Origin of the sequence: Caulifigura coniformis (genome assembly GCF_007745175.1) — a bacterium.
Classification (GTDB): Bacteria; Planctomycetota; Planctomycetia; order Planctomycetales; family Planctomycetaceae; genus Caulifigura; species Caulifigura coniformis.
The window spans coordinates 5,155,554-5,181,022 of the sequence record NZ_CP036271.1; the positions used below are offsets into that span (position 1 = coordinate 5,155,554).

A 25,469-nucleotide genomic window follows, 5' to 3' on the forward strand; every position below is an offset into this window, starting at 1 on the left:
ATTCGATGTGGCCCACGCACTGTCCGGGATGCAGAGCAGGGTGACAAGCGGTCCTGCTGCGAATCGAGCACTGCGTTCGACATTGCTGCCAGCGGACTTTATCGTGTTTTAGAGGTTCTTTCTGGGCAGGTCGGGTTTACAGCTGTCACTTGTGATGGGGCCAAATCCATGTCGACACGTCTGGTGTGCATAGCGGCATTGATGATGACCGGGGCCGCGCGGGCTGCGGACGACGCAAAATCCCTCTCGAAGAGAATCGACGGGATCGTCACGCCGCTGACGAAGAACGGATTCTCCGGCTGTGTTCTCGTCGATCTCGATGGCGACGTGATTCACCGCAAGGGGTACGGCATCACGGATCCGAAGTCGAAGACGAAGCTCGCCCCCACTGCGCGGTTCGACATCGGTTCGATCATCAAGCCGATGGTCGCCCTGGCGACGCTGGAGCTGGCGAGGCTGGGAACTCTCCAGCTGGACTCGAAGCTCGGCACGCTCCTGAAAGACGTGCCCGAGGATAAAAAGGAGATCACCGTCGAGCAGTTGCTATCTCACACGGGAGGGATTTCGAAGAGCTACGACCTGAAGGTGGACACGATGAAGCGTGACGCCGTCGTCGCGGACTTGCTCAAGATTGGGCTCGAGGCCCCGCCCGGAACGAAGCACATCTATTCCAACGCGAACTACTTTCTGATGGCGGCCATCATCGACGTCGTCGACAAGAGGGGATACGAGGACACGATGCGGGAGCTGGTTTTCAAGCCGCTCAACATGAGGACAGCCAGGTTCAGCAGCGACCCACCTCTGAAGGGGGAGAAGGTGCCGTCACGGTTTGAAAGCAGGGCCGCGATTGGACAGATGGTTCCCTGGCCGCATGGCTGGGCGCATCGCGGAGCGACGGGGGTGGTGTGCAGCGTCGACGACCTGCTTGCGTTCAGGAAGGCGCTCGATGCCGACTCGCCGATCGGCCCGGATGAACGCGAGGACTGGATCAAGATCCGCAAGGAGGATTCGGCCCTCGGCTGGTCGGTGCTGTCGAATCCGGGCCGACCGAAGTTGATCGTGCATGGCGGCTCGTCGCCGGGCTCGAAGGGGCTGCTCGCCTACTATCCCGAGAAGGATCTGACGGTGGTCGTCCTGTCGAATCACATCGTCCCAGGAAACATCGATGAGTGGCAGATTGCCAATTCAATCCGGGACCTGCTGTTCGTGAATTAGAGTCGGCGGGAAAGCCTTGCGGGGCCACGGCCGGGAGGTCAGTCGCCGATGCGTTCGATGCGGATGGCATCGGCGATGATGTACTGGTCGGCTCCCACGTTCGTGAGTTCGACGACGAGGGTCGAGCCGATGAGGGAGACGATCCCCAGATGGTCCCACTCCGATCCCTGATCGGTGAGATCATTGGGGACCAGCTGCTGGTTGACCAGCGCGCTGCCGAGCAGCCCGCCGGTGGCGGTTCTCATGGAATAGGCGGCATTGGTTGCCCGGTTCGAGGCCGCCAGCCAGGTGGCCGACACCCGGTAGGTCCCCGGGATGAGGCTGGTGAAGGTCCACGTCGCCGTGGCGGGCCCTTCGGAACTATGCGACCACTGCAGATCGCTGCCGTGTCCGTCCTGGCTCCAGCTGGTCCAGGCGCCGGTGGTCGTGTAGCCGGCGTCTCCGTTGTCGATGATCTGGACGGCCGAGGGGGACGTCACGCTTCCGGCGATCGTGAACTGGAATGGATTCTCGTCCGGATCGTTGGTCGCGAACGAGAGAAGTCCACTGAAGCTGCCGGCGGCTGCGGCGTCGAGTTGCACGCTGAGCGTGGCCGTGCCTCCGGGGCCCAACACCTGGCCGGCCGTGAAGTTGGTTGTGATGGTGAATCCGGCCGGGGCGATCGCTGGCTGCAGGACGTGCCGGGGGAAGCCCCGGCCTAGTATTGGATGCTCGGAAGTTCACGATTCCTTCGGCTGTTCACGGTCAGGATAGAGCGTCCACCGTACTGCGGCGCCGAGACGCGCGATGCGGCCGAGGAGGTCTGGAGAGAGCCCCTGACAGAAGCCCCATGGGGACAAGGCCGCAGTCGTAGCCGATGTTGAAGTCCCGTTGCGTGCAGCTGTCCCAGATCGACGTCGCTGTGCGGTCGAGGGACTCGATCCCTTCAACCATCGCGGCGATGTTGGGTTCCGGGGCCGAGAACTGAACAGCGGTTTCCAGAATTGAATACCACAACCCGTTCTCCGCCTGAGTCACATGCAGCGGCGGGACGCCTCGGGCTTCCAGCGCGGATGTGAGCGGTTTCAGATCTTCGGAGGATCTGAGATCCAGGTCGGTATTGAGATACTGTGTCTGGCCGTTCATGCGTCCTTTTTCTGAACCACAACTACCTCTCGCTGCGCGGTCGCCTCATTCTGGCAGGGAGTCAAATCCACCCTGCCACCCTCGATCGGGCTGCAACCCCCGGGCGTCCCAGTGGCCCTACTTCGTTGCGATTCGTTTCAGCACTTCCACGCCGCGCTCGAGCGTTTTGTCTTCCGCGGCGTAGCTCAGGCGGAAGTGCGTGTCGTACTGGCTGAAAACGTTGCCGGGAATGATCAGGAGTTCATTCTCGATCGCCTTCTGGACGAACTCCGTGCCGGTGCCCCAGGGGGCTTTGACGAACAGGTAGAAGGCCCCGTCGGCGCCGCGAATGTCATAGAGGCCCGAAAGTTCCTTGAGCATGAAGTCGCGTTTGGCCTTGTACTCGGCCGTGCGGTCGGAGACGTCGTAGTCCCAGGCTTCGACTCCGGCCCACTGGACCGGGTGCGGCGAGCAGACGAACGTGAATTGTTGCAGCTTGATCATCTGTTGGATGATCTCCTGCGGACCGTGGGCCCAGCCGATGCGCCAGCCGGTCATCGAATGCGACTTGCTGAAGCCATCGACGACGATCGTCTTGTCGTAGAACTTCGCGGGACTCACGAAGGGCCGGTCGTAGCAGAAGCTGCGGTAGATCTCGTCGCTGATGAGGGCGATGTTCCTGTCGCGGCAGAGGTCGCAGACGGCCTTCATCTCCTCTTCGCTGGCGACCTTGCCCGTCGGGTTCGACGGACTGTTGAAGAGGATGACCTTCGTTTTCGGCGTGATCGCCGCTTCGAGCTTCGCGATGTCAATCTTGAAGTCGGGATAGGTACTGATCTGCACCGTCGTGCCGCCGGCCAGCGTTGTGAGGTGCTTGTACATCACGAACCAGGGGTCGAAGGCGATCACCTCGTCGCCGGGGTTCACCAGCGTCTGCAGGGCGAGCATCAGGCCGCCGCCGGTGCCGCTGGTCACGAACGCTTTGCGATCGGCGTGCCCGTACTCCTTGTCGACGGACGACTGGACCTTTTCGACGAGCGGGGCGATCCCCTGGGACTGGCTGTAGGCGTTCTTGCCTGCTTCGACGGCCCTGATCATCGCCTGCTTCAGTGGGGCAGGCGTATCGAAGTGGGGCTGGCCGATGCTGAGGTTGATCGGGTCTTTCATCTTGGCCGCGAGGTCGAACACCTTCCGGATCCCGGAGGCGTCGATTTTGTGCATGCGGTCGGCGATCCAGGTCATTGAAGTTTCCGGGCCAGGTTGCGATGGAAGGCGGAGTTTTGACACGAAGGCACAAAGACACGAAGGGGCACGAAGGTTAACGAACGACCCGAAAAATGCCCTCCTTGATTCGTTCGACATTGAAGTTGAATAACAGGCCGACACGGTGGCCCGTCAGCTTCAAGTAGGTCAGGAGTTGGGCTTTATGGACGGGAAGCACCTTCTCGACGTGTTTCAGTTCGACAATGACGCAGTCGGCGACGACCAGATCCAGTCGCAATCCGGCCTCCAGGCGGAGGCCTTCGTAGATAATGGGCAGATGCAGCTGGCGTTCGAATGCAAGTCCGCGTCTGGCAAGCTCGTGGCAGAGGCATGCTTCGTAGACAGACTCCAGAAGCCCCGGGCCGAGAGTCGTGTGGACGCGGAACGCGGCATCGATCACTGCGGTGACGACAGATTCCGTTTGCTCCGGGATTGGTTCGATCATTGAAATCAGCCCCGTATTCCTCGAAGTGTTCAAATTCAACTCGAAGGCACAAAGTCACGAAGAAAAACCGACTCGAAGCGTGCCCTGGGGGACAATTCGCCAGCCACTTCGACCACCTCTCTACTTCGTGATCCTTTATGTCTTCGTGCCTTCGTGTTTCCTTTCCCGCCCGCCTTGAAGTTCACGGCTGATCCCGTCAATTTGCGGAGCTACTGTATCAAATCCAGAGGAACCACTATGTCGCTCAACATCGCCCCCGGGAAAACCAACATCGGCTGGATCGGCACCGGCGTGATGGGGCACAGCATGGTCGGCCACCTGATGAAGGCCGGCTTCAAGGCGACGGTTTACAACCGGTCGAAGGACAAGGCGGCCGAATTGCTGAAGGCGGGGGCGGCGTGGGGCGACACCCCGAAGGCCGTGGCCGAGAAGTCGGACGTCGTGTTCGCCATCGTTGGGTTTCCAAAGGACGTGCGGGAAGTGTTCCTGGGTGACCAGGGCGCGCTGGCCGGTGCAAAGGCGGGAACGGTGCTGGTCGACATGACGACCAGCGAGCCGTCGCTGGCGGTCGAGATTGCGGACACCGCGAAGAAGAAGGGAGTTCACTCGGTCGATGCGCCGGTGTCGGGCGGCGATGTCGGGGCGAAGAATGCGGCGCTGTCGATCATGATCGGCGGCGATAAGGACGTGGTTGACGCGCTGAAGCCGTGCTGGGAGGCGATGGGCAAGACGATCGTCCACCAGGGGCCGGCCGGGGCGGGGCAGCACACCAAGATGGTGAACCAGATCCTGATCTCGACGACGATGATCGGGCTCTGTGAAGCATTGTTGTACGGCTACAAGTCGGGCCTCGACCTCGAGACGGTGTTCAAGAGCGTGTCGACGGGTGCCGCCGGCAGCAAGTCGCTCGATAACCTTGGGCCGCGCATTCTGGCGGGGAATTTCGATCCCGGCTTTTACGTGGAGCACTTCATCAAGGATATGGGGATCGCACTCGCGGAAGCGAAGAAGATGGGGCTGTCGTTGCCGGGCCTGGCGCTGGCGGAGCAGCTGTACCTCTCGGTGCAGGCGAAGGGCTGGGGCCGGAATGGAACGCACGCCCTGATGCTGGCGCTCGCCGAGATGTCGGGTGTCGACTGGAAGGGGCGGAAGTAAGCCATTGCCATAGACGATCACCCCGCCGCGGGAACGAGCGGCGGGGTGATCCTGTGGTAACGGCGCCGGATACGGGCGGCGGATCACTGAACGACGGGTTGTCTTCGCGGGGCGTCTGGAATGCAGTCGGGCGTCGAAATGGGAATCGCCGGCGATGCACCGCGTCCGTCCCGTCGGCGATTCTGGACGATCGTGTTCGCCATCGCGGCGGTCTGCCTGCTGCTCAAGATTCCGGTCATGTTCCGGCAGCATGCGGCCGGCGATGAAGATTTCTACGGAGTTCCGGGGCTGACGCTGCTGCAGGAAGGTCGGCTGCGCGTTCCGTTCATGCCATGCCGCGATCGCGGCAGCATGTTCTACCGGGGTGACGACCGGCTGCTGACGTTGCCGCCTCTGTATTTTTTCTTCCAGGCGGCCAGTTATGCGGTGTTTGGGGCGACGATCGGCAGCGCCCGGCTCGCTTCGGGGCTGGCGGGGGTGGGGGCGATTCTGCTGCTCGGGGCGTTGGCGCTGCGGATCACCAGAAGCGAGCGTGTGGCGCTGACGGCCGTGGCGTTCTATGCGGCTTCTCGAGTCGTTTACTTTCCGTGGCTGATGTCGCGGCCCGACACACTGACCGGTTTCTTCGGCTTCGCATCAATGCTGTTCGCCCTGCGGCTCCTTGAGACGAGGTCCCGCAAGGATGCCGCGCTGGCGGGCCTGCTGACGGGGCTGGGGCTGTATACCCATCCGTTTGCGCTGGTTTACACGGCCCAGGAGGGGCTTCTCTGTCTCTGGGCCGGGCGTGGATGGCGGGAGAAACTGGGACTGGCCTCGATCTTTTCAGCGACGGCGGTGGCGGTGGCTTCGCTGTGGCTGATTCTGATCCTGCCGGAGCCGTTGTTGTGGAAGGAGCAATTCCTCGACCTGATGGGGCTGCAGGTGGGGCCGGGATTGTCGCGGCGACTTTTCTGGCCGGGGCAGTCGCTGCCGGTGCAGGCCTTGGTTTACCTGGAGCATGTCGGGATCTGGCAGTGCCTGCTGATGATTGGCAGCCTGCTGGCGGCGACCTTTCTTGCCGTTCGCGATCGAAGCTGGCGACTGATCGTGTTCCTGTCGTTTTCCGCGATGTACTTCCATGTGGTGAGCCTCGGGACGCATCCGACGAAGGGATACTGGTGCTACACAGGCGGGTGGCTGTGGATTGCGTTCGCGATGGTGCTCGATCGGGCAGTGGCCGCGGTGTTTCAAACGGCTCACGCGCGGCAGGTTGCGTTTGCCAGCCTGGCGGGAGCGGCGGCGTTTCTGATGATTCCGGGGTGCGGACTGCGGACGCTCGTCCAGCACATCCGCCATTGGGATGACATTGCCTACGACGCCCCGCGTTTCTGCCGCATGCTGCTCAGCAAGCTGCCGCCCGATGCGACACTGGCCGTCGACCAGGCCTACGTGTTCGAGTTCTACGCGGCCGGACGCCGGAACATGATCACGGCGCTCGAGTTCCCGCTCGTGTTCTCACTGCAGCAATATCCCTATGACCTGATCGTCGCGGGGGAATACGCGCTCGACAAGAAGGTGCCGGAGATCAACAACGGCAAGCCGATCGCGACGTACGGACCGCTGGATGATCCGTTTGCTTGTTCCGCGGTGATCTTCGAGGCGCCGCCCGAGCGCCGGGCGAACGGCGTGTTTCCAGCCGATGGCGGCAATTCCGGAAAACGTTCGAAGTCGTCCGGCCCGATTTGAATCGTTCCTGCAGCTCAGGGGGCCGTTTGAAGAACGGGAAGCACAGAAGCGGCCTCATCCTTTTTGGCGCTGATGCGGAGTTGGCCGCAGGCGGCGTCGATGTCGGCGCCTTTTCGTTTGCGGACAGTCACCACAATCCCGCCGCGTTCAAGCGCTTCGACAAAGGCTTGTGTGCGCGGCTGACTGGGAGTCTGGCAGTCGATGCTCGCCACGGGATTCATCGGGATGACGTTGACGTGCGCGACGCGTCCCTGCATGAGCTTCACGAGTTCGCGGGCCTGGGCCGGATCGTCATTGATGCCCGCCATCAGACAGTATTCGTACGTGACGCGTCGGCCGGTTGCTTCGAAATGTTCATCGGCCGCTTTCAGGATTTCTGCGATTCCGATGTTCTTGTTGACGGGGACGATCTGTGTGCGGAGTTCGTCGTTCGGCGCATGCAGGGAGACGGCCAGGTTGTAGGCGAAGCCGACTTTCGCGAACTCGCGGATCTTTTCAGGCAGGCCGACGGTCGAAACGGTGATGCGGCGGGCACCGATGCCCATGCCCCCTTTCTGGTTCAGTGTTTCGAGGGCCGGGAGGACGTTTTTCAGATTGGCGAGCGGCTCGCCCATGCCCATCACGACGAGGTTCGTGATCCGTTCTTCAAGCGGCAGGAGGCGGTCGATGCGGAGGACCTGGTCGAGGATTTCGCCCATCGTCAGGTTGCGTTTCACGCCGTTGAGGCCGCTCGCGCAGAAGATGCAGCCCATCGCACATCCGACCTGCGAGCTGACGCAGATGGTCCGGCGGGTTTCCTCACGCATCAGGACGGTTTCGATCTGCTCGCCGTCTCGGAGCGTGATGAGGAGTTTTTCGGTGCCGTCTTTGGAGACCTGATGGCGTGCGATCTCGCCGGCGAAGAAGTCGAAATGTTCGGCCAGCTTCGCGCGGAGCGCGGCCGGGACGTCGTGCATTTCGTCAAACGAGTTGGCGCGTCGGCCGAAGATCCAGCGGCGAATCTGGTCGGCGCGGAAGGATTTCTGCCCCTGTTCGACGCACCACTGCGCGAGCTGGGCGCTGGTGTGGTCGTTGACGAGCGGACGCAGGGGGGGCAGCACGACGGGATTTCCTTGGACAGACGACTCAGAAGCAAGCCATCAAGTATCGCGATTTCGGGGGCGGAGTCGAGCGGGAAGGCCACGCGATCTCGGACGCACAGTCGCTCTCGAGCTGGGGTGAGGAGGCGGAGAACGGTAGAGTCGGTGCGGCTTCATCGGCCGGGCTGACTCCGCAGGTGGGCGGTTCTCCTCAATTGGCTTGCTGGATAGTAACATAAAAGTTACCATTTGATGATCGAAGTCAACCAATACGTTCGTGAGAACGGTAGTTGCCCGTTCGCCGCCTGGTTCGACTCGCTCGATGCACAGGTGGCCGCGAAGGTGCGAGTGGCGCTGATCCGGATGGAGCAGGGAAACCTGGGGGACTCGAAGCCGGTGGGTGAAGGAGTCTGGGAGAGGCGGCTGCATTTCGCCGGCGGATACCGCGTCTACTACGGCCGCGATGGAGCAGAGCTGGTCGTCCTGTTCGTCGGTGGAACGAAGCGCCGCCAGCAGAGTGACATTGCATTCGCCAGAGAGCTTTGGACGGAATACCGGCGACGCAAGAAAGGTGGATGAAGGTGGCACTCACTCGCAGCTTCAAGGAAACCGTGAAGTCGCGTGCGCAGCGGGACCGGAAGTTCCGTGTCGCCATGCTTCAGGAAGCGACCGAGGCCTTTCTCCGCGGTGAGACAGACGTCGGAAAGACTCTGTTGCGCGACTACGTCAACTCCACGGTTGGATTTGAGGAACTGGGGGACGCCGTCGAAAAATCACCCAAGAGCCTGATGCGAATGCTCAGCGCGACGGGGAACCCGCAAGCAGAAAGTCTGTTCGCGGTGATCGCCCATCTCCAGCGCGAGGAGGGAGTCCAGGTGCGAGTGCTCTTGCAGCGCGTCTCGTGAGAATTGGAAGCGGATCGCAGGTCGATTCGGCCAGTGGCCGAGATGCCAGGCCACGCTCGTTACGGGCTGCCCGTGAAGGGGATCTCGCAATATCATCCGCGCAATACCATTTTGCCGACGGATCGACTCCATGCCCCGCGATTTCACCACGGAAAGCCTTTCTCACGACCCGGTCCATGGGTACATCCCTTTTACGGCGCGGAGCGGGTTGCCGGCCGGGGAGGTTTCCGAGCAGGAAATCATCGATCATCCGTGGGTTCAGCGGATGCGGCATATCCACCAGCTGCAGACGGCGTGGTGGGTGTTTCCGTCGGCCGAGCATATGCGGTTCCAGCATATCCTGGGGGTGATGCATCTGGGGTCGCGGGCGATCGAGGCGTGGTACGACTCGCTGGCGGCGACATGTCCGAACCTGCCGTCGCGGGCGCTGGTGGAAAGCCTGGTGCGGCTGGCGGGGCTCCTGCACGACGTGGGGCATGGCCCGTTCGGGCACTTCTTCGACGATCACTACCTCGACCAGTTCGGGGTGACGCACGAAGACGTCGGCGCGGCGATCATCCAGAACGAACTGGGAGACCTGCTTCGTCGCGTCCGGCGGAATCCGAACGGGAAACTGCAGCCGCTGGAGGAGATCGACCCGCAGCAGATTGCCTTCCTGATCCGGCGGCCCCGGGGGCAGCAGGATGAAGGCCATCCGACGTGGCTGAGGAAGCTGCGGTCGCTGTTCAGCGGGATCTACACCGTCGACAACATGGATTTCGTTCTTCGGGATGCCTACATGACCGGCATCAATACGAAGGCGTTCGACATTAACCGGCTGCTGCACTACAGCTTCTTCACCGAGAGCGGGCTGACCATTCATGTTCGCGGGCTGCCGACGCTGATTCACTTTGTCGAGACGCGGGCGAATCTGTTCCGGACCGTGTACTTCCACCGGACGGTCCGGGCGCTGGACCTCTCGCTGGAGGAACTGTTCCCGCAGACGATGCCCCACCTGTTCGAGGGGAATCCGATCGACAACCTGAACCGCTACCGGCTGTTCACGGAATCGTCGTTCCTGGTGGACGTGCAGCGGTGGGGCGATTCGTCCGACCCGACGCTCCGGGAACTGGGGCAGAAATGGCGGGCGATCCTGTCGCGGGAAGTGAGCTGGAAGATGGCCGTCGAGCGGACGGTGAACTTCCACACGGCCGGGGCGGAGCGGATGTCGATTTTCTCGGCTCCGGACCTGGTGTTACAGCGGGTGCGGGAACGTCTGCCAAAAGCGGTCTGCAATATGCCGTTGCGGATCGACGTGGCGCGTCATTACCACCGGCCGAGCGGGCGTTTGCCGGCGGGTGGCCAGAACTATTTGTTTGATCCGGCCGCGGGCGTTCCCCAGGAGTTGAGTGACGACGAGCTTTTCAAAGCCTTGCCGTTGAGCTTTCTCGTGTTCCGGATTTACTCGCAGGACCACCAGCACGATGCCCTGCTGCATGGTGCATTGGCGTCGGTGCTGGGGGCGGCTACCGATGCGCGCACGAACATGTGAGAGTGTCGCAAGTTAGCGGCGCTTTGACGTCATTCTGACGGGATTCCGGCAGCTCCTGCCGGGGGCGTCGGGGATGGGGGGCCGGGGGCCGGAAACGTGTCTGGAGGCCGGCGGGTGGGGGATTTGCCATTTGGACGGGCGAATTGCGCGCAAAGTCAGCGCATTTTGAGTCGCCCCTTTGCACGGATTGCAACGCGCGGACGGTGGGTTGTGCACATTGGACCGCTGGGAGAGAAAGTTTGGGCTCCCTGAACCGTCCCCCTCTGTTTCGCTTGACCGGCGTCCGATATCCTTTCACGCTGTTCCCGGCGAGCCGGGGGCAGTCACGCTCGCGCCGAGCGGTCCTGCCATCGAGGGTTGGCGCAGGTGTTGCTCAACGGACTGTCAACCGCCATTACGATGTCGGCCCCGCCAGCATGGATCTTCTTCATTGATGTGGCATCGCGTTGCCCGCTGAACAACGCTCCCGCCCGGTCCGGCGCTCGGACCGAATTCCTCCCCGAAAGACTTCAATGACGATTCGCAAGGTACTCGCCCTGCGAGGGCCCAATCTCTGGGCCAACTATCCAGTGCTCGAGTGTCTGGTCGACCTGGAATACTTTGAACTTCTTCCGTCCTGCGACCTCGACGGTTTCGCGGACCGGATCAAGGCGTGGCTGCCATCGATGATCGAGCACCGCTGCGGGCTCGGCTACCGCGGCGGATTCTTTGAACGCCTGGAAACCGGGACGTGGCTCGGCCATGTGCTCGAGCATGTGACTCTTGAACTGCAGTCCCTGGCCGGCTCTGTCGTCGGTTTCGGAAGGGCACGCGAGACGTCGGAACCGGGCGTCTATAAGGTGGTGATCGAATACAACGATGAAGAGGTTGGCCGGGCGGCGGTGTACGAAGCCCACGACCTCATCATGGCGGCCGTCCATCGGCAGGACTTCGACGTCGAAGCGGCTGTCGAGCGGTTGCGCCGGATTCGGGATCGCGTGGCTCTGGGGCCGAGCACGAAATCGATCGTCGACGCGGCGGCCAAACGCGGCATTCCGATTCGCCGGCTCAATACCGACAGCTTCGTGCAGTTCGGATTCGGGAGCAAACAGCGCCGGATCATGGCGGCCGAGACCGATCGGACCAGCGCGATTGCTCAGGAAGTCGCCCAGGACAAGAACCTGACCAACCAGTTGCTGCGCGAAGCGGGAATTCCGGTTCCGCCCGGCGCGCCCGTCACTTCGGCCGACGAGGCCTGGGAAGTCGCCCAGGACATCGACGCCCCGGTCGTGGTGAAGCCCCAGGACGGAAACCAGGGGAAGGGTGTGGCCCTGAACCTGAAGACGGAAGAACAGGTTCGCGCCGCCTTTGAAGCGGCGGCCGCGATCAGCCGGCGGATCATCGTTGAGCGGTACAGCCCCGGGCAGGATTATCGGGTGCTGGTGGTCGGCGACCGGATGGTGGCGGCGGCCCGCCGCGAGCCGGCCCAGGTCGTCGGCGACGGAGTGCATTCGATTGAGCAGCTGGTCGAGATCGTGAACCGCGATCCGCGCCGGGCCGATCATCACGCCGACATCCTGAGCAAGATCTGCCTGGACGCCGTCAGTCTCGGAGTTCTGCGCGAGCAGGGACTCTCTCCGGCGTCGATTCCGGCCACTGGCCGGCGGGTGCTGATCCGCCGGAATGCCAACCTGAGCACCGGCGGCACGGCGGTCGACGTCACCGAACTCGTGCACCCGGAAACGGCGGCCCGCGCCGTTGAGGCGGCGCAGGTCGTCGGACTCGAGATCGCCGGCGTCGATATCGTCTGTCCCGACATCTCGCGTTCGCTGGAAGAACAGAACGGCGTGATCGTCGAGATCAATGCGGCCCCTGGGCTGCGGATGCACCTTTCCCCGTCGTCGGGCCAGGCCCGGCCGGTCGGGGATGCGATCATCGACATGATGTTCCCGGGTGAGGAGAACGGCCGGATTCCGGTCGTGGCCATCACGGGTGTGAACGGCAAGACGACCACGACGCGGTTTATCGCTCACATTTTCCGCGGGACGGGAAAGACGGTCGGCCTGACCTCGACCGACGGCATTTTCGTCGGAGACCGACGGATCGACACGGGCGACTGCAGCGGACCGAAGAGCGCGCGGGCGATCCTTTCGAATCCGAAGGTCGACTACGCCGTGCTGGAAACGGCGCGGGGCGGCATCCTGCGGGAAGGCCTGGGCTTCGACCAGTGCCAGGTCGCTGTCGTGACCAACATTGGCGAAGGGGATCACCTCGGCCTGTCGGACATCCACACCCTGGATCAGCTGGCGAAGGTCAAGCGGTGCATCGTCGACGTCGTGGCGAAAGACGGATTCGCCGTCCTCAACGCGGCTGATCCTTACGTGGTTGGCATGGCGTCGAAGTGCCCTGGCAACGTGCTGTACTTCGATATGAACGGGGACAACCCGATCATCGCGGAGCACCGGGCCAAGGGAGGCCGCGCCGTCTTTGTCCGCGACCGGCATGTCATCCTGGCGACCGGAGCCCACGAGATTCCGATCGTGAGCATCGACCGCGTTCCGCTGACGAACGCCGGCCGGATCGAATTCCATGTCGAGAACACGCTGGCCGCCATCGCGGCGGCGTGGTCGGTGGGCATCCCTGCGGAGTTGATCCGCCTGCGGGCGGAGTCGTTCCAGGCGGACCTCGACCTGAATCCTGGTCGGTTCAACATCCTGGACATCAATGGCACGACGTGCGTCATCGACTACGGCCACAATGCATCGGCCGTCGAGGCGCTGGCCAAGTCCCTGGCTCACTTCCCGCAGCAGAAGCGGCTGGTGGTCTATTCGACCGCCGGAGACCGCCGCGATTGCGATCTTGTCCGGCAGGGCGAACTGCTCGGCCAGCACTTTGACCGCGTGATCCTGTACGAAGGGGACTACTGCCGCGGTCGCGAGCCGGGCGACATCATCCGCTTCCTCATGGAAGGGCTGAAGAACGCCCCGCGGACGGTGGAGATCATCCCGGTGCAGGGGGCGATTCCGGCCACCGAACTGGCGATCAAGATGGTGCGGTCAGACGAACTGCTGGTGATCCAGGCGGACGTGGTCGACGACACGGTGCAGTTCCTGCGTCAGAATTTTCCAAACATGACGGCCAGCGTCCCCAAACCGTCGACCCCGGTTCCACGGGCGTGAGATTTCGCACCCCGGCTGCTCACAGGCAGCCGGGGTGCTTTGCGGTTGGGCTGACTTCTTTGGGCGAGCTTCTCATACCGAGAAGAAGGACGATCATTGCGCCGGGCGAGTACTACCACCTCTACAACCGTGGCGTGAATCGCGAACCGGTCTTCTTCGGACGCGATAACTACTTGTTCTTCCTGAAACGACTGCGGCGGTTCCTGTTCGATGAACAACAGGTGGCCGACCCGAGTGTCTGCGGCTCCGTGACTCGACCTGTCGAGGTTGTTGCCTATTGCCTGATGCCCAACCACTATCACCTGCTGGTTCATCTGAATGGCGACGATCTATCGGATCGAATGCAGTCGCTGTCGCAGGCCTACACCAACGCGATCAACCGAGCTCGGGGTCGCGTCGGGCCGTTGTTTCAGGGGCGATTTGAATCGCGTCACGTCGAACGAGACGAGTATTTCCTTCACCTTTCCCGCTACATCCACCTGAATCCCGTTGTGGCGGGGCTGGTGAGCCGTGCGGAAGACTGGGAATTCTCGAGCTACCGCGACTACTCGAACTGGCGCGCCGGCGATCTACCGTCGCGGGAAGCGGTTCTTCGATCGTTCGAGTCGGGCGACGCATACTGTCGGTTTGTGAACGGGGGGACGCCTGTTCTTCCCGGTGTGTGTACTCGACTGGCAATTGATGACGATTGAGAGTGCAGCTCGAGCACCCCGGCTGCTTTGGAGCGGCCGGGGTGCTGCTGGCGGCCTCTCTCTCCCAATCGCTAAGGCCGGCAGAGTTTGACAGAGGGTCTTTCCGTCTCGGGGCGAAGCGGCGAAAGCGGCCGCAGTCGGGCGGGGCCGAAGTTCGATGTTCTCCCTGTCCTCACGCGCGGGCATCGCCTTTTCGTGCGCGTTGGCCAGAGGGGAGCGGGATGGGCGTCATCCTTGGTTGTATCGTCGTGATCGGGTGCGTTCTCGGTGGCTTCATGATGGCCGGCGGGCACGTCATGGCGTTATTCCACCCCTCGGAAGTGGTGACGATCGGCGGGGCGGCGCTGGGCGCGCTGATCATCAATACGCCTCCCAAGGTTGTGATGGACCTCATCAAGGGGACCCTCGGGCTGCTGAAGGGGAACGCCTACGGCAAGCAGACGTACATCGAGCTGTTCAAGCTGATGTACGAGATGTTCAAGATCGGCCGGCGCGATGGCCTTCTGGCATGGGACGCACACCTCAACGATCCCCATGCAAGCGCCGTGTTTTCCAAGTATCCCCGGATCGTCAACAACCACCATGTGAGCGACTTCCTCACGGGGTCGCTGCTGGCGGTGACCGACGGAAGCGCCACTCCTGAACAGCTGATCGCCCAGATGGATCAGGAAATCAAGGTGATGGAGGATGAACACCACGCGGCGATCGCGGCCCTCTCCAAGACGGCCGACGCACTGCCGGGGTTCGGAATCGTGGCGGCCGTGCTCGGCATCGTGGTCACGATGGAAGCGGTGAGCGGTCCGGTCGAAGAGATCGGCCACAAGGTCGGTGCGGCCCTCGTCGGAACGTTCCTCGGGATTCTCGCGTCCTATGGGTTCCTGGCGCCGCTGGCGGGGCGGATGGAGTTCGCCGGCCACGATGAATCAGCGTTCCTGCGGACGATTACCAATGCGATCCTCGCGTTCCACGCGGGCGGATCGCCGAAAGGAATCATCGGGCAGCTGCGCCGGACGGTGGCGACCGACTGCCGGCCGACGCGAGAAGAGATGGAAGAGATCTTCAGCGAAGCGTAGTTCGCCAGCCGGCGGCCAAGCCGTCGATCACCCACCCTGAAGACATCGAAGGACTGAGTTATGGCGGGCAAGGGAGGCGGCGCATGGAAGGTCGCCTATGCCGACTTCGTGACGGCCATGATGGCCTTCTTCCTCGTGATGTGGCTCGTCACGCAGGATAAGAAGGTGAAGGAAGCCGTCGCCCGCTATTTCACGGATCCGGTTGGCTTCTACCAGATCGGCTCGACCAAGAATCCGTCCGTCTCGGGCGCGATGTTCGATTCGGAAGTGCACGGGCAGGTGCCGGGCAAGAAATACCAGATCTCCGGTTCCGGCCGCGGGGCGCATGTGGACCGCGGTCAGGGGGAAGTGGAAACGACGGCAGTCACCGACTGGATCCATTCGAATCCGGACCAGGCGGCCTACTGGGCGCAGCAGGCGCAGCGACAACGGGAGGCGGCGAGCCAGTCGCAAATGGTGAAAGACAAGGTGATCACCGTGGAGGAAGCGACGCGGATCCAGTTGGCAAAGCAGATCGAACGTGAAATGCTGGACCAACTTCCGGTCGAGATCGATCCCCTGTACCGGGAACTGGTCAAGACGTCGATGGAGTACGTCGATTGGCGCTCGGTTGCGGACCACTGCCTGAGCCGCAAGTAGACCTTCAGCCGGATGCCGGCGGCGACTGCTCGGCAGGAAGCGGGATGGCGCCCGGGGCCGGGCGGCCTTTACCGGCTCGAATGTATGCGGCGCGTTCGGCCTCATACTGGGCGCGCGTCATCCCTTCCTCCAGTTCACTGCCGCGCTGGGCCGTCTCGAAGTAGCGCTTCAGGGTGGCGATGCACCATCCACAGCCGGTGCCGGCGCCCCCGCACTCGCTCAGGCCGCTGGCTCGTCGCGGCTGATGGACGCGGAGGAAATTCAGCACCTTCCGCTTCGACACGTGGAAGCAGTAGCAGACGGGATCATCGAGTTCCATTCCCGCATTCTACCGGAACGACTTCGACGCGTCCCGGGCGGGGGGGACCAGGCCGGGACGGTCGTTACAGCAGCGAGTCGAACGCGGAGATGCCAATGTCTTCCCGGCTGGCGAAGGGCTCGCCGAAGGCCTTGTGAATCGACCAGCCCCAGTAGCGGGCACGGTCACGGATGTCGTCCAGCGGGGAAGGGAAGACGGGTTCGCGGCCTTCGGTGAACTGCGATCTGTAACAGGCGATCGCTTCCATCTTGGCGTCGATCGCGCTCGAAATGTCGAGCACGAAGGACGGCTTGGGATGAATCCGCAGGTGGATGCTCCAGTAGTGATAGAGGCGCGGCGGCCACCACGGTTCGCCGGCGAGATCGGTCCGCGAGAGCTTCGACCAGAAGCGGGCGGCGTCGACGAGCTGGCTGGCGGCGACGTGGTCCGGGTGGACGTCTTCAGGATAGTGCCCAAGGATGACCTTCGGCCGCGTGAGGCGGAACACTTCCGCGATCTTCGCGCGGGACTCGAGATCGTTCTGCAGCTTTCGGTTCGGCAGATTCAGGTTCTGCCGCCACGTGACGCCCAGGGCGCGGCTGGCGGCCTCGGTTTCCGCCAGTCGTTTTTCGAGCGTCCCGAACGGCGTCGGCTCGCCGGTGGTGAGATCGAGAATCCCCACACTGAGTCCAGCCCGCAGCGACGTGGCGATCGTGCCGCCCACGCTGATTTCGGCGTCATCGGGGTGGGCGGCGACGACGAGGATGTCGAGCTGGGACGGGGCGACTTCGGGCATGAGCTGTCAAACACTGCAGGTGGGCGACCGGAGCGATGGAGTCGGGAACCGGCCGCCCGTTTGGCTGATGTCTACGATGCCGGTATTCTAGCGAGCCCGCCTGCCGCGTCCCGTGGCGGCGTCCCGCCCGTCCGCCCTCCCTGACGAAGCATCCATTCATGAGCGATGAACTGTCGAAGTCTTCCGAGCGTGGCCTGACGACGACGCAATGGCTGATCTGCACGATGGCCGCGATCGGTTTTGCGTTCGACATCTACGAATTGCTCATGCTGCCGCTGATCGTGAAGGACGCAATTTCGGCGTTGCGCCCCGGCGAGGCGGGCGACCCGGCCTGGGCCCCTGGCGGCGTGAATTACGTCCACTGGGCCCGGATGCTGTTCTTCGTTCCAGCCATCGCGGGTGGGATCTTTGGACTGCTTGGCGGCTATCTGACAGACCTCCTGGGCCGTCGGCGGGTCCTGACGGGAAGCATCCTGCTCTACGCGTTTTCAGCGACAGCGGCCGGTTTTGCGACGTCGCTGCCGATGCTTCTGTTCTTTCGCTGTCTGGTGTTTATCGGGGTGTGCGTCGAGTTCGTCGCCGCAGTCGCGTGGCTGGCGGAACTGTTCCACGACCCCGAGCGGCGCGAGAAAGTGCTCGGATACACGCAGGCGTTTTCGTCATTCGGCGGCATCCTGGTGGCCGTGGTTGCCGCACTCCTCAGCAAGTATGCCGGGCTGCTTCCGGCGATCTATGCCAAGCATGAGGCGTGGCGCTACACGCTGATCAGCGGCCTGATCCCGGCGATTCCACTGATCCTGATTCGTCCGTTCCTCCCGGAATCACCTGACTGGGAACGCAAAAAGGCCGAAGGCACTCTCAAGCGGCCGAGCATCGCCGAGCTGTTCAGCCCGGAACTGATGAAGACGACGATCGTCACGACGATCCTCTTCTCGACGACGTTCGGCCTGGCGTTCGGGGCGATCCAGCAGACGCCGCAGATTCTTTCGGGACACGTCGACGTGACGAAGGGCGCGGACGCGACGGTGGCAGCGGCGAAAGAGGCGGCGGCAGGAACCGAGAATCCGCTGACGGAACAGCAGCTGAAAGTGAGGCGGGCCAACGCGATCACCGCGACGACGGCGAACGTGCAGTCGTGGCAGGAAATCGGCGGTCTGTTCGGCCGATTCGCCCTGGCGTTCCTGGTGATCAAGGTGGTGAGCCGTCGGACGCTGTTTCGTCTGTTCCAGATCCCGTCGCTGATCCTGATTCCCGCGTTTTACTGGTGGCTGTCCACCAATCTCGGAACCGAGGGCTCGCTGCTGGGAATCAAGATCGCGATGTTCCTGTGCGGGTTCGTTGTGATTGGCCAGATGAGTTTCTGGGGCAACTACATTCCGCACGCATTCCCGCTCCACCTGAGGGGAACCGGCGAGAGCTTCGCCGCGAACATCGGCGGGCGGCTGATCGGCACGGCGGCGGCGTTCATCACCCTGACCCTTGCGGCTTCGGACAAACCGAACCCCGGCAAGCTCGCATTGATGGCGGCGTGTGTGGGTGGAGCGTATGCCCTCGTAGGATTCCTGCTGACGCAGCTGCTGCCCGAACATGACTCGGGACGTGGTGTCCACTCGGCAGAAGGGAACAAGGCCTGATGACACGCGTTGCGATTCTGGGAGGGACGGGTTACACGGCGCTCGAGCTGATCCGCATCCTGTTGCGCCATCCGGACGTGCAGATCACGGCGGTCACGAGCCGTTCTGAAACGGGTCACATCGGCGTTGTGCATCCGTCGCTGCTCGGGCGGCTGGACCTGAAGCTGGAAAATCTTTCTCCCGCGCAGCTTCGGGATCGGGCGGACGTGGTGTTCGGCTGTCTGCCGCACGTGGCGAGCATGGAAGTCGTGCCGCAGCTGCTGGATGTCGGTCTCAAGGTGATCGACCTGAGCGCCGACTACCGGCTGAATGACGCGGCCGTGTACGAACAGTGGTACGGGCATGCCCACACCGATACAGGCCGGTTGCAGTCGACGGTGTACGGCCTGCCCGAACTGTTTGCGGACCGGATTCCGGGTCAGCAGCTGATCGCGAATCCCGGGTGCTACACGAGCACTTCGATTCTGGCGCTGGCACCGCTGCTGGCGGGCCGGCTGATCGAGCCGATCGGGATTATCATCGATGCGAAAAGCGGCGTTTCAGGCGCGGGACGAACGCCGAAGCTCAACACGCTGTTCGCCGAGGCCAACGAGAACTTCACGGCCTATTCCGTCGGAAACCACCGGCATACGCCGGAGATCGAGCAGGTGCTAACAACGGCCTCCGGGCAAAAGGTGGAAGTGATTTTCACGCCGCACCTGGTCCCGATGGACCGGGGCATCTTCGCGACAATCTACGCCACCCCGACGAAGGTCGTGGACCAGAAGTCGCTCCTCGAGCAGATCCGTTCGTTCTATGCCGGGAAGCCGTTCGTTCGCGTGACCGACCAGATCCCCACGACGAAGGCGGTGTCAGGAACGAATTATTGCGACATCACGGCCCGCGTCGTGCGTGGCAAGGTTGTCGTCATGGCGGTGCTGGACAACCTCATCAAGGGAGCGTCCGGGGTCGCCGTACAGAACTTCAACCTCGTGTGTGGCTATCCGGAAGAGACGGCGCTGATCTGCTGAGACGACTCGGGCTCAGGGGCTGGCCGGCCGGGGGAGAATCTCGTCGTTCTTCGTCCACTTTGAGGGGAGAACGACGCCTGTCACAGTGGAGGGGGCGGTCGAGCCGTCAGGACCGTTCTGTTCCCAGGGAGCGGGGCCTTCAATGCGGATGAGGTTTCCGTCGGGGTCGCGTCCGACGAGCTGGCCTTCAAGATCCGAGGCGGGAGACGGCGGCGGAGGGTTTTCCGAGGCGATTCCGCCACTGGCGCGATCAGCTGAACCAGTCTCCGTTGCCGCATACGTCGCAACTCCGCCGATCGCCACCCCCGATGCGGCGGCCGTGATGGCCGATGATCCGAAGAGGGCGGGCGCCAGGGCGACGGCCTGGCCGCGAACGACGCTGTCCTGGAAGGTGACGCCATCGACGACGGCGTTGGGGGGAGCGGCTTCTGACGGCCAGCAGCGGATCTGTCCTGAGGCGGCTCCGCAGGACAGGCGATAGGTTCCGGCGGGAACACGGTCGATCTGGAAGGTGCCGTCGTGAAGCGTCGTCGAACGTGCGATCACGCGGTCCGATTGTCTGAGCGTGACAATGGCGCCGTCGATCGGGGCGCCTTCGCTGTCGATGAAACGTCCACGCAAGTTGCGGTCGTCATCCAGCGCGATGTCGAGCATTTGCGTCGACTTTTTCTCCGGCGCAGCCGAAGCCCGCGAGCGGCCCGGAAGCACTCCGCGGATCGGTGCGGCATCGACGCTCGTACAAAACCAGCTGGCGGCCAATGCCGCTGCGGTCGCAGTGCGCTTGATGCGGGAACGCTTCGCCATCCCGGCGTGCCTTCGATTCTGGAAACGGCCGGCAGGCTCCGCCGGCGTTCGAGGCGCGCCGTCAAAGTCGACCGGCCTTGCCTCAACCACCTTATCGGCACGATCGGGCCCAAGGGTCAAGGAGCGTCACGAATCTCACGGCGTCTCTGGGCCTTTTCTGCCGCTCGATCAAGGCCTTTCTCCAGCAGATTCTGCAGGAGCCCGCCGGCAGCGCCGGCGCCGATGCGTGTTCCCCAATCGGCCACGGCTCGCCCGTCCACCTGGGGCCGTTCGAGCGTTCCGCGAATGGGAATCTGGACGAGCTCGTTCCGCAGCGATTTCTGGACGGGACCGCCCTGGAGCCAGGCGTCCGGCAGCGGGAATTCCACCTGCATGTCGAGGGTGTGATCGATGCCGACCGATCCCCGCGTCGTCACCACGACGTCGCCCGCCTGGAACGTCAGGCGATTGTGATAGACGCGGCCTCCCTGCATGCGGAAAGCGATGTCCTGCGGAGGCAGGGCAATCCGCAGATCGTCGTCGGCCCAGGCGGGGTCCTTACGGGTGATGAGCCTCGCGAGGGTCGCGGCCGAGTCGACGGCCTGTCGGGCCATCGGACCGGGGGTGACGTTGGCCGAGTGGACCCGGACAATCCCGGCGATCTCCGCGGCGTCGGGCTTCGCGAACGGCATCTGGCCCGACTCGATGATCAGCGTGATCTTGCCGTCGACCGCCGTCGCGTCCGCGAGTATGGGGGAGACGAACCTCAACCACTCCCGACACATTTCTGGAGTGAGGTTCACATCCACCAGCATCGGCCCCGCCGGCGCGACGAGTTGCCGATTCTCCACGAGGTGAATCTCGGGAAGGGTCATGAGCTGGCCATCGCCGACCCGCACATCGCGCGGCCAGAGCGCCAGGCCGCTCGGCTGAAACGCGGCTGTGACCGCGCCGGGGGTCGCGCGGATGCCATAAATCATCGCTTCTGACCAGGTGATGTCCCCGGCCAGTGTGGCGGGCGGGGGAGGGGGCTCCCCGGAACTTCTGGCCTGGAACCTGTCCGGCCAGAGCGCGCCGGTCACTGCGACATTGCGAACGCGCAGCCCTTTGACCGCGATATGGCTGCGGACCTGGGGATTCAGCAGGTCGAGAATTCCCGTGAGATCCTGATCGGCCGTCGCCCGGATTTCGACGATCCCCGCATCCCGGGGCTGCTCGATGTGGCCGCTTCCCGACACGGTGATCGCTCCGGCCGTGGCCGAGAGGTTGTCGAACGTGAGACGATCGGCTTGTGCGTCCCATTGACCGCCGATTCCGATGCCACCGGTGGGGACCGGAGAGGAGACCTGATCGGATGTGCGACGATAGACGGCGTCGCGCGGCTTGAATGTCGCCTTTGCGGAAACGGCCCCCGCTCCCTCGGCCGGAGTCGAGGCGAGTTCGACGAGGAGTTCTCCCCCGCCGGCCACATGGGCGATCGTGGAATTGGCCTGCAGCCAGGGCTCGAAAAGAGTGAGCGGCAGGTAGCTGACGGCGGCGTGGAAGTCGGCCGGAGGCAAAGTCGATCTCGAATCGGATGCCGCCCATTGTCCACGGAGGTCGATCGTCTCCCTCTGGACTCCATCGGTCAGCTCCCCTCTGGCCTCCAGAGAACGGGACTGTGCGGAGTTGAGATAGCGGGCGGCGACTTCGGAGATCGTGGCCAGCGGCTTGCTCTCCGTATCGCGGACTTCGATCAGGCCACGTTCAATCGCAATGTCGAAGTTGAGCGGCCGGGTGTTTTTCTGCCGCGCGAGGAAGGCACGGATCACCGGGTTGATGCTGCAGCCGGCGGGGTCGACGTACAGGTAAGCGCGCGGGTTCTCGAGAACCCATCCGCCCGGAGAGCCGGGCGAAGTCGCCATCTCCCAGAGTGACTTCTGCGAGGTGACGTGCTCGCATTCCAGGAGGACGCGCCCGTGGTCGTCGAGAAAGCGAAGACCGGCGAGATGAACGGGGGACATCCAACCCAGCGAAGGCTTTCCGATATTCGAGCCCGGTGGAAGCCAGGGGAGAGCCGTGGCCGTAACCTGCTGGGCGACGCCATTAATGCTGAGCAGCCACGGCGCGGCATACACGGCGGCGACCAGAAGGATCAGGATCAGCGGCCAGACTCTGCGCCGCTTGCGCCGGGGAGGCGGGGCTGTCTCAACATTGTTCTCCACTTCAGCAGTCGTCACGGTCGTTCGCTCCGTCCATCGGTCGATGATCGCCGGAACATTTTACGGGCGAAGCATGTAGAGGGAGTAGCCCGCTTCCTGGACATCGCCCGAATGCAGGGGGAGCGGAAGGGCCACGACCTCGCTGAGAAATCGCCTGCCCGTCTGAAAACATCATGTGTTACAACTCCCCGGGATCTCCCCGGGCCATGGATTTGCTTGATGAAAGACGAACTGCACAGTCCTGAATCGTCGTCGGGCGGCGCCCCCGTACCTGCAGGAAGCACGATTGAAATCCTCGAACAGAGCGACGAGCGACTCGTGCTCTTCATTCCGTCGGGCCCGAAACGGGGCTGGGAGCTTGGCTGCTTTGGACTGATCTGGCTGACGATCATCTCGATCATCACCTCGGTTGTGTTGATTGACGTGCGTCAGAGAGGGCCGGGAGCGTTCGAGCTTCTGTTCCTTGTTCCGTTCTGGCTGGTTGGCCTGGCCATGCTTTATTTCTCGCTGCGCATGCGGCACACGCGGACGCTGATCCTCATCGAGCCGACGCGGGCCGTGCTGCAGCAGACATTCTTCGGCCGAACGAACACTCGCGAGACGACCCTGGCCATCGGCGAGCCGGCGACACTCGTGGAGTCGTACCGACAGAACGATGTGCCGATCGATGCCGTCTGCCTCAAGGGCGACCCGCGTCCGCTGAAGTTCGCGACGCCGCTGGAGCACAAGGAGAAGGCGTGGATCGTCGATCGGATCAACGCGTTTCTGGGGGTGTCGCCGGCTCTCGATCCGGATGATCCGTCCTTTGGGCCGACGCTCACCCGGGTGCTTCCCGAGAACTGTTCCTCGTGTGGAGGCTCGCTGTCGGGGGCCACCGAAGAGGTTCAGCAGGCCACGTGTCCGTTCTGCGGAACGGTCAACAAGGCCGAGATGAAGCTGGTCCTGTCAGGTCCGAGTGACGTGCAGCCGGCCGTTGGCGAGTTTCCCGCTGATCGGGTGACCGTCACCGAGCAGACTCCGGACCTCCTGGAGTTTGGGATGCGCGTTTTCGAGAGCCGGAGTATGCGGCGAGGCGCGGCCCTCGCGTTTGTCCTGTTCGCGCTCTTCTGGAACTCGATTGTCGGCACCATTCTGTGGGCAACTCTGTTTGGCGCGCGATTCAACGCCAGCATGCTGTTCATGCTCGTGTTTATCCTCCCGTTTGTCGGCGTGGGGGTGGCCATCGTGGGGGTGGCGTTGTTCATTCTTGCGGGGCGGTTGAGTGTACGCCTCGACAGGGACGCCTTGCGGGCTTCCTGGGGAGTGGGACCGCTCGCGTATACGAAGTCGCTTGCGACAGAAACGATCACCCACGTCACTGTCGAGAACTCGCCGCTGGCGGCAAAGAATCGCGGGGCGAGATCGAGAGCCAATCAGGACACGCCGACGGCGCTGGTGTGGGCGGGAGAACGCTGGATCCCGATCACGATGCTGCAGGGAGCGAATGACTGCCGACACGTGGCGCAACTGGTGCGGAGTCAATTGGCCGATATGGGCTTCACCGTCGAGAGTCAGCGGACTGCGACCATCGTCGTTCGCCCCGACGAATTCAATGACAACGACGAGAGCCTGGATGACGACGATCTCGCGGAATCGAGCGACGAGTCGGCAGCGAAGTGAGGCCGGACGTGATCCCCGGCCCTATGATGGGGTGAATCCGATGTGACACGGTCCTGATTCGAATTTCCGCAGCAACATGTCCGGCCTCGACTGGCAAACCGCCGTCACCCTCCTTTGCGTGGTGCTTGCCGCCGCGTGGTGGATTCGCCGCGCGGTGAGGTGGGCTTCCGGAGACGCATCATGCGGTTCAGGCTGCGGGAAATGCGGAACGCCGCGGTCTGCGCGTGAACCGGAGCTGGTGCAACTGCATCCCGGTTCCGACGAGAACCGCTGAGCGGCGTTCCCAGAGAACCCAGCTGAAAAGCGACGCACGCAAACGAACAACGCTCGCGAACCTTGGGATTCGCGAGCGTTGTTGATTTCAGTGCCTGCCATCGAGCCGGAGGTCCAGCGCGTGGGTTCCGCGATTAGGGGCTGGCCGGCGGGGGGCCGCCGCCGTTGTCGTCGTTGTCGTTGGCGACCACGAGGGCGCCGATGCCGATCCCCAGCGCGGCGAAGGCGACAGTGCCGATGATGATCTCATCGGTCTCCAGATAGTCGAACTCGTCCTGGCCGCGAACGACGTTGCCCTGAACGAAGGTCGTCTGCGGCATGGCGGACGGAGGAGCGACGTCCTGCGGCCAGGCGCGGACGTACTGGACCTGACGGACGGCCGAGACCTGGTAAAGGCCGGACTTCATGCCGGGCGCCTTGAATTCGCCCGACCCGGTCGAGACGACATGCGTAACCGGCTTGCCGTTCTGCGAGATGGTGACGGTCACGCCGTCAACCGCCTTGCCTTCCGCCGTGACGACGCGGCCGGTCAGTTCGCCGGCGGAGGTCAGCTTCACATCCTTCACCTTGGCGGCCGGCTTCGTGACCGGGGCTTCGGCGGCGAACATCATCGCCTGAGGAGCAGCAAGATTGAGGCCGGCGACGATCGCAGCCCCGCGGGCCCAATCCAGTTTCAAACGCATCTCTCTCTCCCGAGTGGTTGCGGAGCCAACGTCCGTGTCTCAGATTTCGTCGTCGCAGCGCTTCACAATGCACTACTGCTGCCGAACTTCTCTTCGGGAATCGAGATTAAGAGGGCCAGGCGTCACAACCGTTAAAGTCTGCCAGCGG

Annotated in this window: 24 protein-coding genes; 14 read left to right on the forward strand and 10 right to left on the reverse strand. The window is 63.2% G+C overall.

Features of this window, described 5'->3' with window-relative positions:
* Window positions 1–168: 168 nt before the first annotated feature.
* Complete coding sequence (locus Pan44_RS20645; protein WP_197453523.1) at window positions 169–1,215, forward strand: serine hydrolase domain-containing protein; 1,047 nt, start codon at window positions 169–171, stop codon at window positions 1,213–1,215.
* A gap of 38 nt (window positions 1,216–1,253) precedes the next feature.
* On the opposite strand, the gene Pan44_RS20650 is transcribed toward Pan44_RS20645, so the two are convergent.
* The 4 genes from Pan44_RS20650 to Pan44_RS20665 all read right to left on the reverse strand — a co-directional run bounded on the left by Pan44_RS20650 (window position 1,254) and on the right by Pan44_RS20665 (window position 4,027).
* Entirely contained in the window at window positions 1,254–1,829 is a 576-nt protein-coding gene (locus Pan44_RS20650) for a golvesin C-terminal-like domain-containing protein (protein ID WP_145033236.1), read from the reverse strand.
* 130 nt (window positions 1,830–1,959) lie between these two features.
* Window positions 1,960–2,340 (reverse strand): hypothetical protein, encoded by a 381-nt coding sequence (locus Pan44_RS20655; RefSeq protein ID WP_145033239.1) that lies wholly within the window; start codon window positions 2,338–2,340, stop codon window positions 1,960–1,962.
* 117 nt (window positions 2,341–2,457) lie between these two features.
* Window positions 2,458–3,561 (reverse strand): pyridoxal phosphate-dependent aminotransferase, encoded by a 1,104-nt coding sequence (locus Pan44_RS20660; protein ID WP_145033243.1) that lies wholly within the window; start codon window positions 3,559–3,561, stop codon window positions 2,458–2,460.
* A 76-nt stretch (window positions 3,562–3,637) separates the two neighbouring features.
* A complete protein-coding gene (locus tag Pan44_RS20665; RefSeq protein ID WP_145033248.1) occupies window positions 3,638–4,027 on the reverse strand; it encodes a GxxExxY protein in 390 nt (129 codons plus the stop codon).
* 237 nt (window positions 4,028–4,264) lie between these two features.
* Between Pan44_RS20665 and Pan44_RS20670 the strand changes: the two genes are divergently transcribed.
* Entirely contained in the window at window positions 4,265–5,182 is a 918-nt protein-coding gene (locus Pan44_RS20670) for an NAD(P)-dependent oxidoreductase (protein ID WP_145033252.1), read from the forward strand.
* Between the two features lie 120 nt (window positions 5,183–5,302).
* Window positions 5,303–6,907 (forward strand): glycosyltransferase family 39 protein, encoded by a 1,605-nt coding sequence (locus Pan44_RS20675; protein WP_145033255.1) that lies wholly within the window; start codon window positions 5,303–5,305, stop codon window positions 6,905–6,907.
* Between the two features lie 14 nt (window positions 6,908–6,921).
* On the opposite strand, the gene rlmN is transcribed toward Pan44_RS20675, so the two are convergent.
* Window positions 6,922–8,007 (reverse strand): 23S rRNA (adenine(2503)-C(2))-methyltransferase RlmN, encoded by a 1,086-nt coding sequence (gene rlmN, locus Pan44_RS20680; protein ID WP_145033257.1) that lies wholly within the window; start codon window positions 8,005–8,007, stop codon window positions 6,922–6,924.
* A 231-nt stretch (window positions 8,008–8,238) separates the two neighbouring features.
* On the opposite strand from rlmN, the gene Pan44_RS20685 reads away from it, so the two are divergent.
* The 7 genes from Pan44_RS20685 (at window position 8,239) to Pan44_RS20715 (ending at window position 15,984) form a co-directional block, all read left to right on the forward strand.
* Window positions 8,239–8,565, forward strand: coding sequence for a type II toxin-antitoxin system RelE/ParE family toxin (locus Pan44_RS20685; RefSeq protein WP_197453524.1), 327 nt, complete (start codon window positions 8,239–8,241; stop codon window positions 8,563–8,565).
* Between the two features lie 2 nt (window positions 8,566–8,567).
* Complete coding sequence (locus tag Pan44_RS20690) at window positions 8,568–8,891, forward strand: transcriptional regulator (RefSeq protein WP_145033262.1); 324 nt, start codon at window positions 8,568–8,570, stop codon at window positions 8,889–8,891.
* A 130-nt stretch (window positions 8,892–9,021) separates the two neighbouring features.
* Window positions 9,022–10,422, forward strand: coding sequence for an HD domain-containing protein (locus Pan44_RS20695; RefSeq protein WP_145033266.1), 1,401 nt, complete (start codon window positions 9,022–9,024; stop codon window positions 10,420–10,422).
* Window positions 10,423–10,934: 512 nt separating this feature from the next.
* A complete protein-coding gene (gene cphA / locus Pan44_RS20700; RefSeq protein WP_145033269.1) occupies window positions 10,935–13,580 on the forward strand; it encodes a cyanophycin synthetase in 2,646 nt (881 codons plus the stop codon).
* A gap of 74 nt (window positions 13,581–13,654) precedes the next feature.
* Entirely contained in the window at window positions 13,655–14,272 is a 618-nt protein-coding gene (locus tag Pan44_RS20705; RefSeq protein WP_145035126.1) for a transposase, read from the forward strand.
* Between the two features lie 221 nt (window positions 14,273–14,493).
* Window positions 14,494–15,345, forward strand: a complete 852-nt coding sequence (motA, locus tag Pan44_RS20710) for a flagellar motor stator protein MotA (RefSeq protein WP_145033273.1) — start codon at window positions 14,494–14,496, stop codon at window positions 15,343–15,345.
* 60 nt (window positions 15,346–15,405) lie between these two features.
* Window positions 15,406–15,984: a flagellar motor protein MotB gene (locus Pan44_RS20715; protein WP_145033277.1), complete on the forward strand. Its 579-nt coding sequence runs from the start codon at window positions 15,406–15,408 to the stop codon at window positions 15,982–15,984.
* A 4-nt stretch (window positions 15,985–15,988) separates the two neighbouring features.
* On the opposite strand, the gene Pan44_RS20720 is transcribed toward Pan44_RS20715, so the two are convergent.
* Both Pan44_RS20720 and bshB1 read right to left on the reverse strand, forming a co-directional pair.
* Window positions 15,989–16,303: a (2Fe-2S)-binding protein gene (locus Pan44_RS20720; protein ID WP_145033282.1), complete on the reverse strand. Its 315-nt coding sequence runs from the start codon at window positions 16,301–16,303 to the stop codon at window positions 15,989–15,991.
* 64 nt (window positions 16,304–16,367) lie between these two features.
* Complete coding sequence (bshB1, locus tag Pan44_RS20725; protein ID WP_145033285.1) at window positions 16,368–17,078, reverse strand: bacillithiol biosynthesis deacetylase BshB1; 711 nt, start codon at window positions 17,076–17,078, stop codon at window positions 16,368–16,370.
* A gap of 158 nt (window positions 17,079–17,236) precedes the next feature.
* On the opposite strand from bshB1, the gene Pan44_RS20730 reads away from it, so the two are divergent.
* On the forward strand, window positions 17,237–18,712 hold the full coding sequence (locus Pan44_RS20730) for an MFS transporter (RefSeq protein WP_145033288.1): 1,476 nt from the start codon (window positions 17,237–17,239) through the stop codon (window positions 18,710–18,712).
* Entirely contained in the window at window positions 18,712–19,722 is a 1,011-nt protein-coding gene (gene argC / locus Pan44_RS20735) for an N-acetyl-gamma-glutamyl-phosphate reductase (RefSeq protein WP_145033291.1), read from the forward strand. Before Pan44_RS20730 ends, argC begins: the two co-directional genes overlap by 1 nt.
* A gap of 12 nt (window positions 19,723–19,734) precedes the next feature.
* On the opposite strand, the gene Pan44_RS20740 is transcribed toward argC, so the two are convergent.
* Window positions 19,735–20,526 carry a carboxypeptidase-like regulatory domain-containing protein gene (locus Pan44_RS20740; RefSeq protein ID WP_145033294.1) on the reverse strand — a complete coding sequence of 264 codons (792 nt, stop codon included), beginning with the start codon at window positions 20,524–20,526 and terminating at the stop codon, window positions 19,735–19,737.
* A 116-nt stretch (window positions 20,527–20,642) separates the two neighbouring features.
* The gene (locus tag Pan44_RS20745; RefSeq protein WP_145033297.1) at window positions 20,643–22,724 is read right to left on the reverse strand and encodes a hypothetical protein; all 2,082 of its coding nucleotides are present in this window, start codon (window positions 22,722–22,724) and stop codon (window positions 20,643–20,645) included.
* A gap of 201 nt (window positions 22,725–22,925) precedes the next feature.
* On the opposite strand from Pan44_RS20745, the gene Pan44_RS20750 reads away from it, so the two are divergent.
* Both Pan44_RS20750 and Pan44_RS28375 read left to right on the forward strand, forming a co-directional pair.
* Window positions 22,926–24,365 carry a hypothetical protein gene (locus Pan44_RS20750; RefSeq protein WP_145033301.1) on the forward strand — a complete coding sequence of 480 codons (1,440 nt, stop codon included), beginning with the start codon at window positions 22,926–22,928 and terminating at the stop codon, window positions 24,363–24,365.
* A 76-nt stretch (window positions 24,366–24,441) separates the two neighbouring features.
* A complete protein-coding gene (locus Pan44_RS28375; protein ID WP_145033304.1) occupies window positions 24,442–24,639 on the forward strand; it encodes a FeoB-associated Cys-rich membrane protein in 198 nt (65 codons plus the stop codon).
* Between the two features lie 133 nt (window positions 24,640–24,772).
* On the opposite strand, the gene Pan44_RS20760 is transcribed toward Pan44_RS28375, so the two are convergent.
* Entirely contained in the window at window positions 24,773–25,321 is a 549-nt protein-coding gene (locus Pan44_RS20760; protein WP_145033308.1) for a carboxypeptidase-like regulatory domain-containing protein, read from the reverse strand.
* Window positions 25,322–25,469: the final 148 nt, after the last annotated feature.

What these genes read in the sequence shown, in the direction of transcription:
- motA (WP_145033273.1), top strand. Translation starts at nt 14,494, where the DNA reads ATGGGCGTCATCCTTGGTTGTATCGTCGTGATCGGGTGCGTTCTCGGT.
- Pan44_RS20665 (WP_145033248.1), bottom strand. Translation starts at nt 4,027, where the DNA reads ATGATCGAACCAATCCCGGAGCAAACGGAATCTGTCGTCACCGCAGTG.
- Pan44_RS28375 (WP_145033304.1), top strand. Translation starts at nt 24,442, where the DNA reads ATGTCCGGCCTCGACTGGCAAACCGCCGTCACCCTCCTTTGCGTGGTG.
- Pan44_RS20685 (WP_197453524.1), top strand. Translation starts at nt 8,239, where the DNA reads ATGATCGAAGTCAACCAATACGTTCGTGAGAACGGTAGTTGCCCGTTC.
- Pan44_RS20695 (WP_145033266.1), top strand. Translation starts at nt 9,022, where the DNA reads ATGCCCCGCGATTTCACCACGGAAAGCCTTTCTCACGACCCGGTCCAT.
- Pan44_RS20750 (WP_145033301.1), top strand. Translation starts at nt 22,926, where the DNA reads ATGAAAGACGAACTGCACAGTCCTGAATCGTCGTCGGGCGGCGCCCCC.
- Pan44_RS20760 (WP_145033308.1), bottom strand. Translation starts at nt 25,321, where the DNA reads ATGCGTTTGAAACTGGATTGGGCCCGCGGGGCTGCGATCGTCGCCGGC.
- Pan44_RS20670 (WP_145033252.1), top strand. Translation starts at nt 4,265, where the DNA reads ATGTCGCTCAACATCGCCCCCGGGAAAACCAACATCGGCTGGATCGGC.
- Pan44_RS20740 (WP_145033294.1), bottom strand. Translation starts at nt 20,526, where the DNA reads ATGGCGAAGCGTTCCCGCATCAAGCGCACTGCGACCGCAGCGGCATTG.
- Pan44_RS20675 (WP_145033255.1), top strand. Translation starts at nt 5,303, where the DNA reads ATGCAGTCGGGCGTCGAAATGGGAATCGCCGGCGATGCACCGCGTCCG.
- bshB1 (WP_145033285.1), bottom strand. Translation starts at nt 17,078, where the DNA reads ATGCCCGAAGTCGCCCCGTCCCAGCTCGACATCCTCGTCGTCGCCGCC.
- argC (WP_145033291.1), top strand. Translation starts at nt 18,712, where the DNA reads ATGACACGCGTTGCGATTCTGGGAGGGACGGGTTACACGGCGCTCGAG.
- Pan44_RS20730 (WP_145033288.1), top strand. Translation starts at nt 17,237, where the DNA reads ATGAGCGATGAACTGTCGAAGTCTTCCGAGCGTGGCCTGACGACGACG.
- Pan44_RS20660 (WP_145033243.1), bottom strand. Translation starts at nt 3,561, where the DNA reads ATGACCTGGATCGCCGACCGCATGCACAAAATCGACGCCTCCGGGATC.
- Pan44_RS20720 (WP_145033282.1), bottom strand. Translation starts at nt 16,303, where the DNA reads ATGGAACTCGATGATCCCGTCTGCTACTGCTTCCACGTGTCGAAGCGG.
- Pan44_RS20655 (WP_145033239.1), bottom strand. Translation starts at nt 2,340, where the DNA reads ATGAACGGCCAGACACAGTATCTCAATACCGACCTGGATCTCAGATCC.
- cphA (WP_145033269.1), top strand. Translation starts at nt 10,935, where the DNA reads ATGACGATTCGCAAGGTACTCGCCCTGCGAGGGCCCAATCTCTGGGCC.
- Pan44_RS20715 (WP_145033277.1), top strand. Translation starts at nt 15,406, where the DNA reads ATGGCGGGCAAGGGAGGCGGCGCATGGAAGGTCGCCTATGCCGACTTC.
- Pan44_RS20645 (WP_197453523.1), top strand. Translation starts at nt 169, where the DNA reads ATGTCGACACGTCTGGTGTGCATAGCGGCATTGATGATGACCGGGGCC.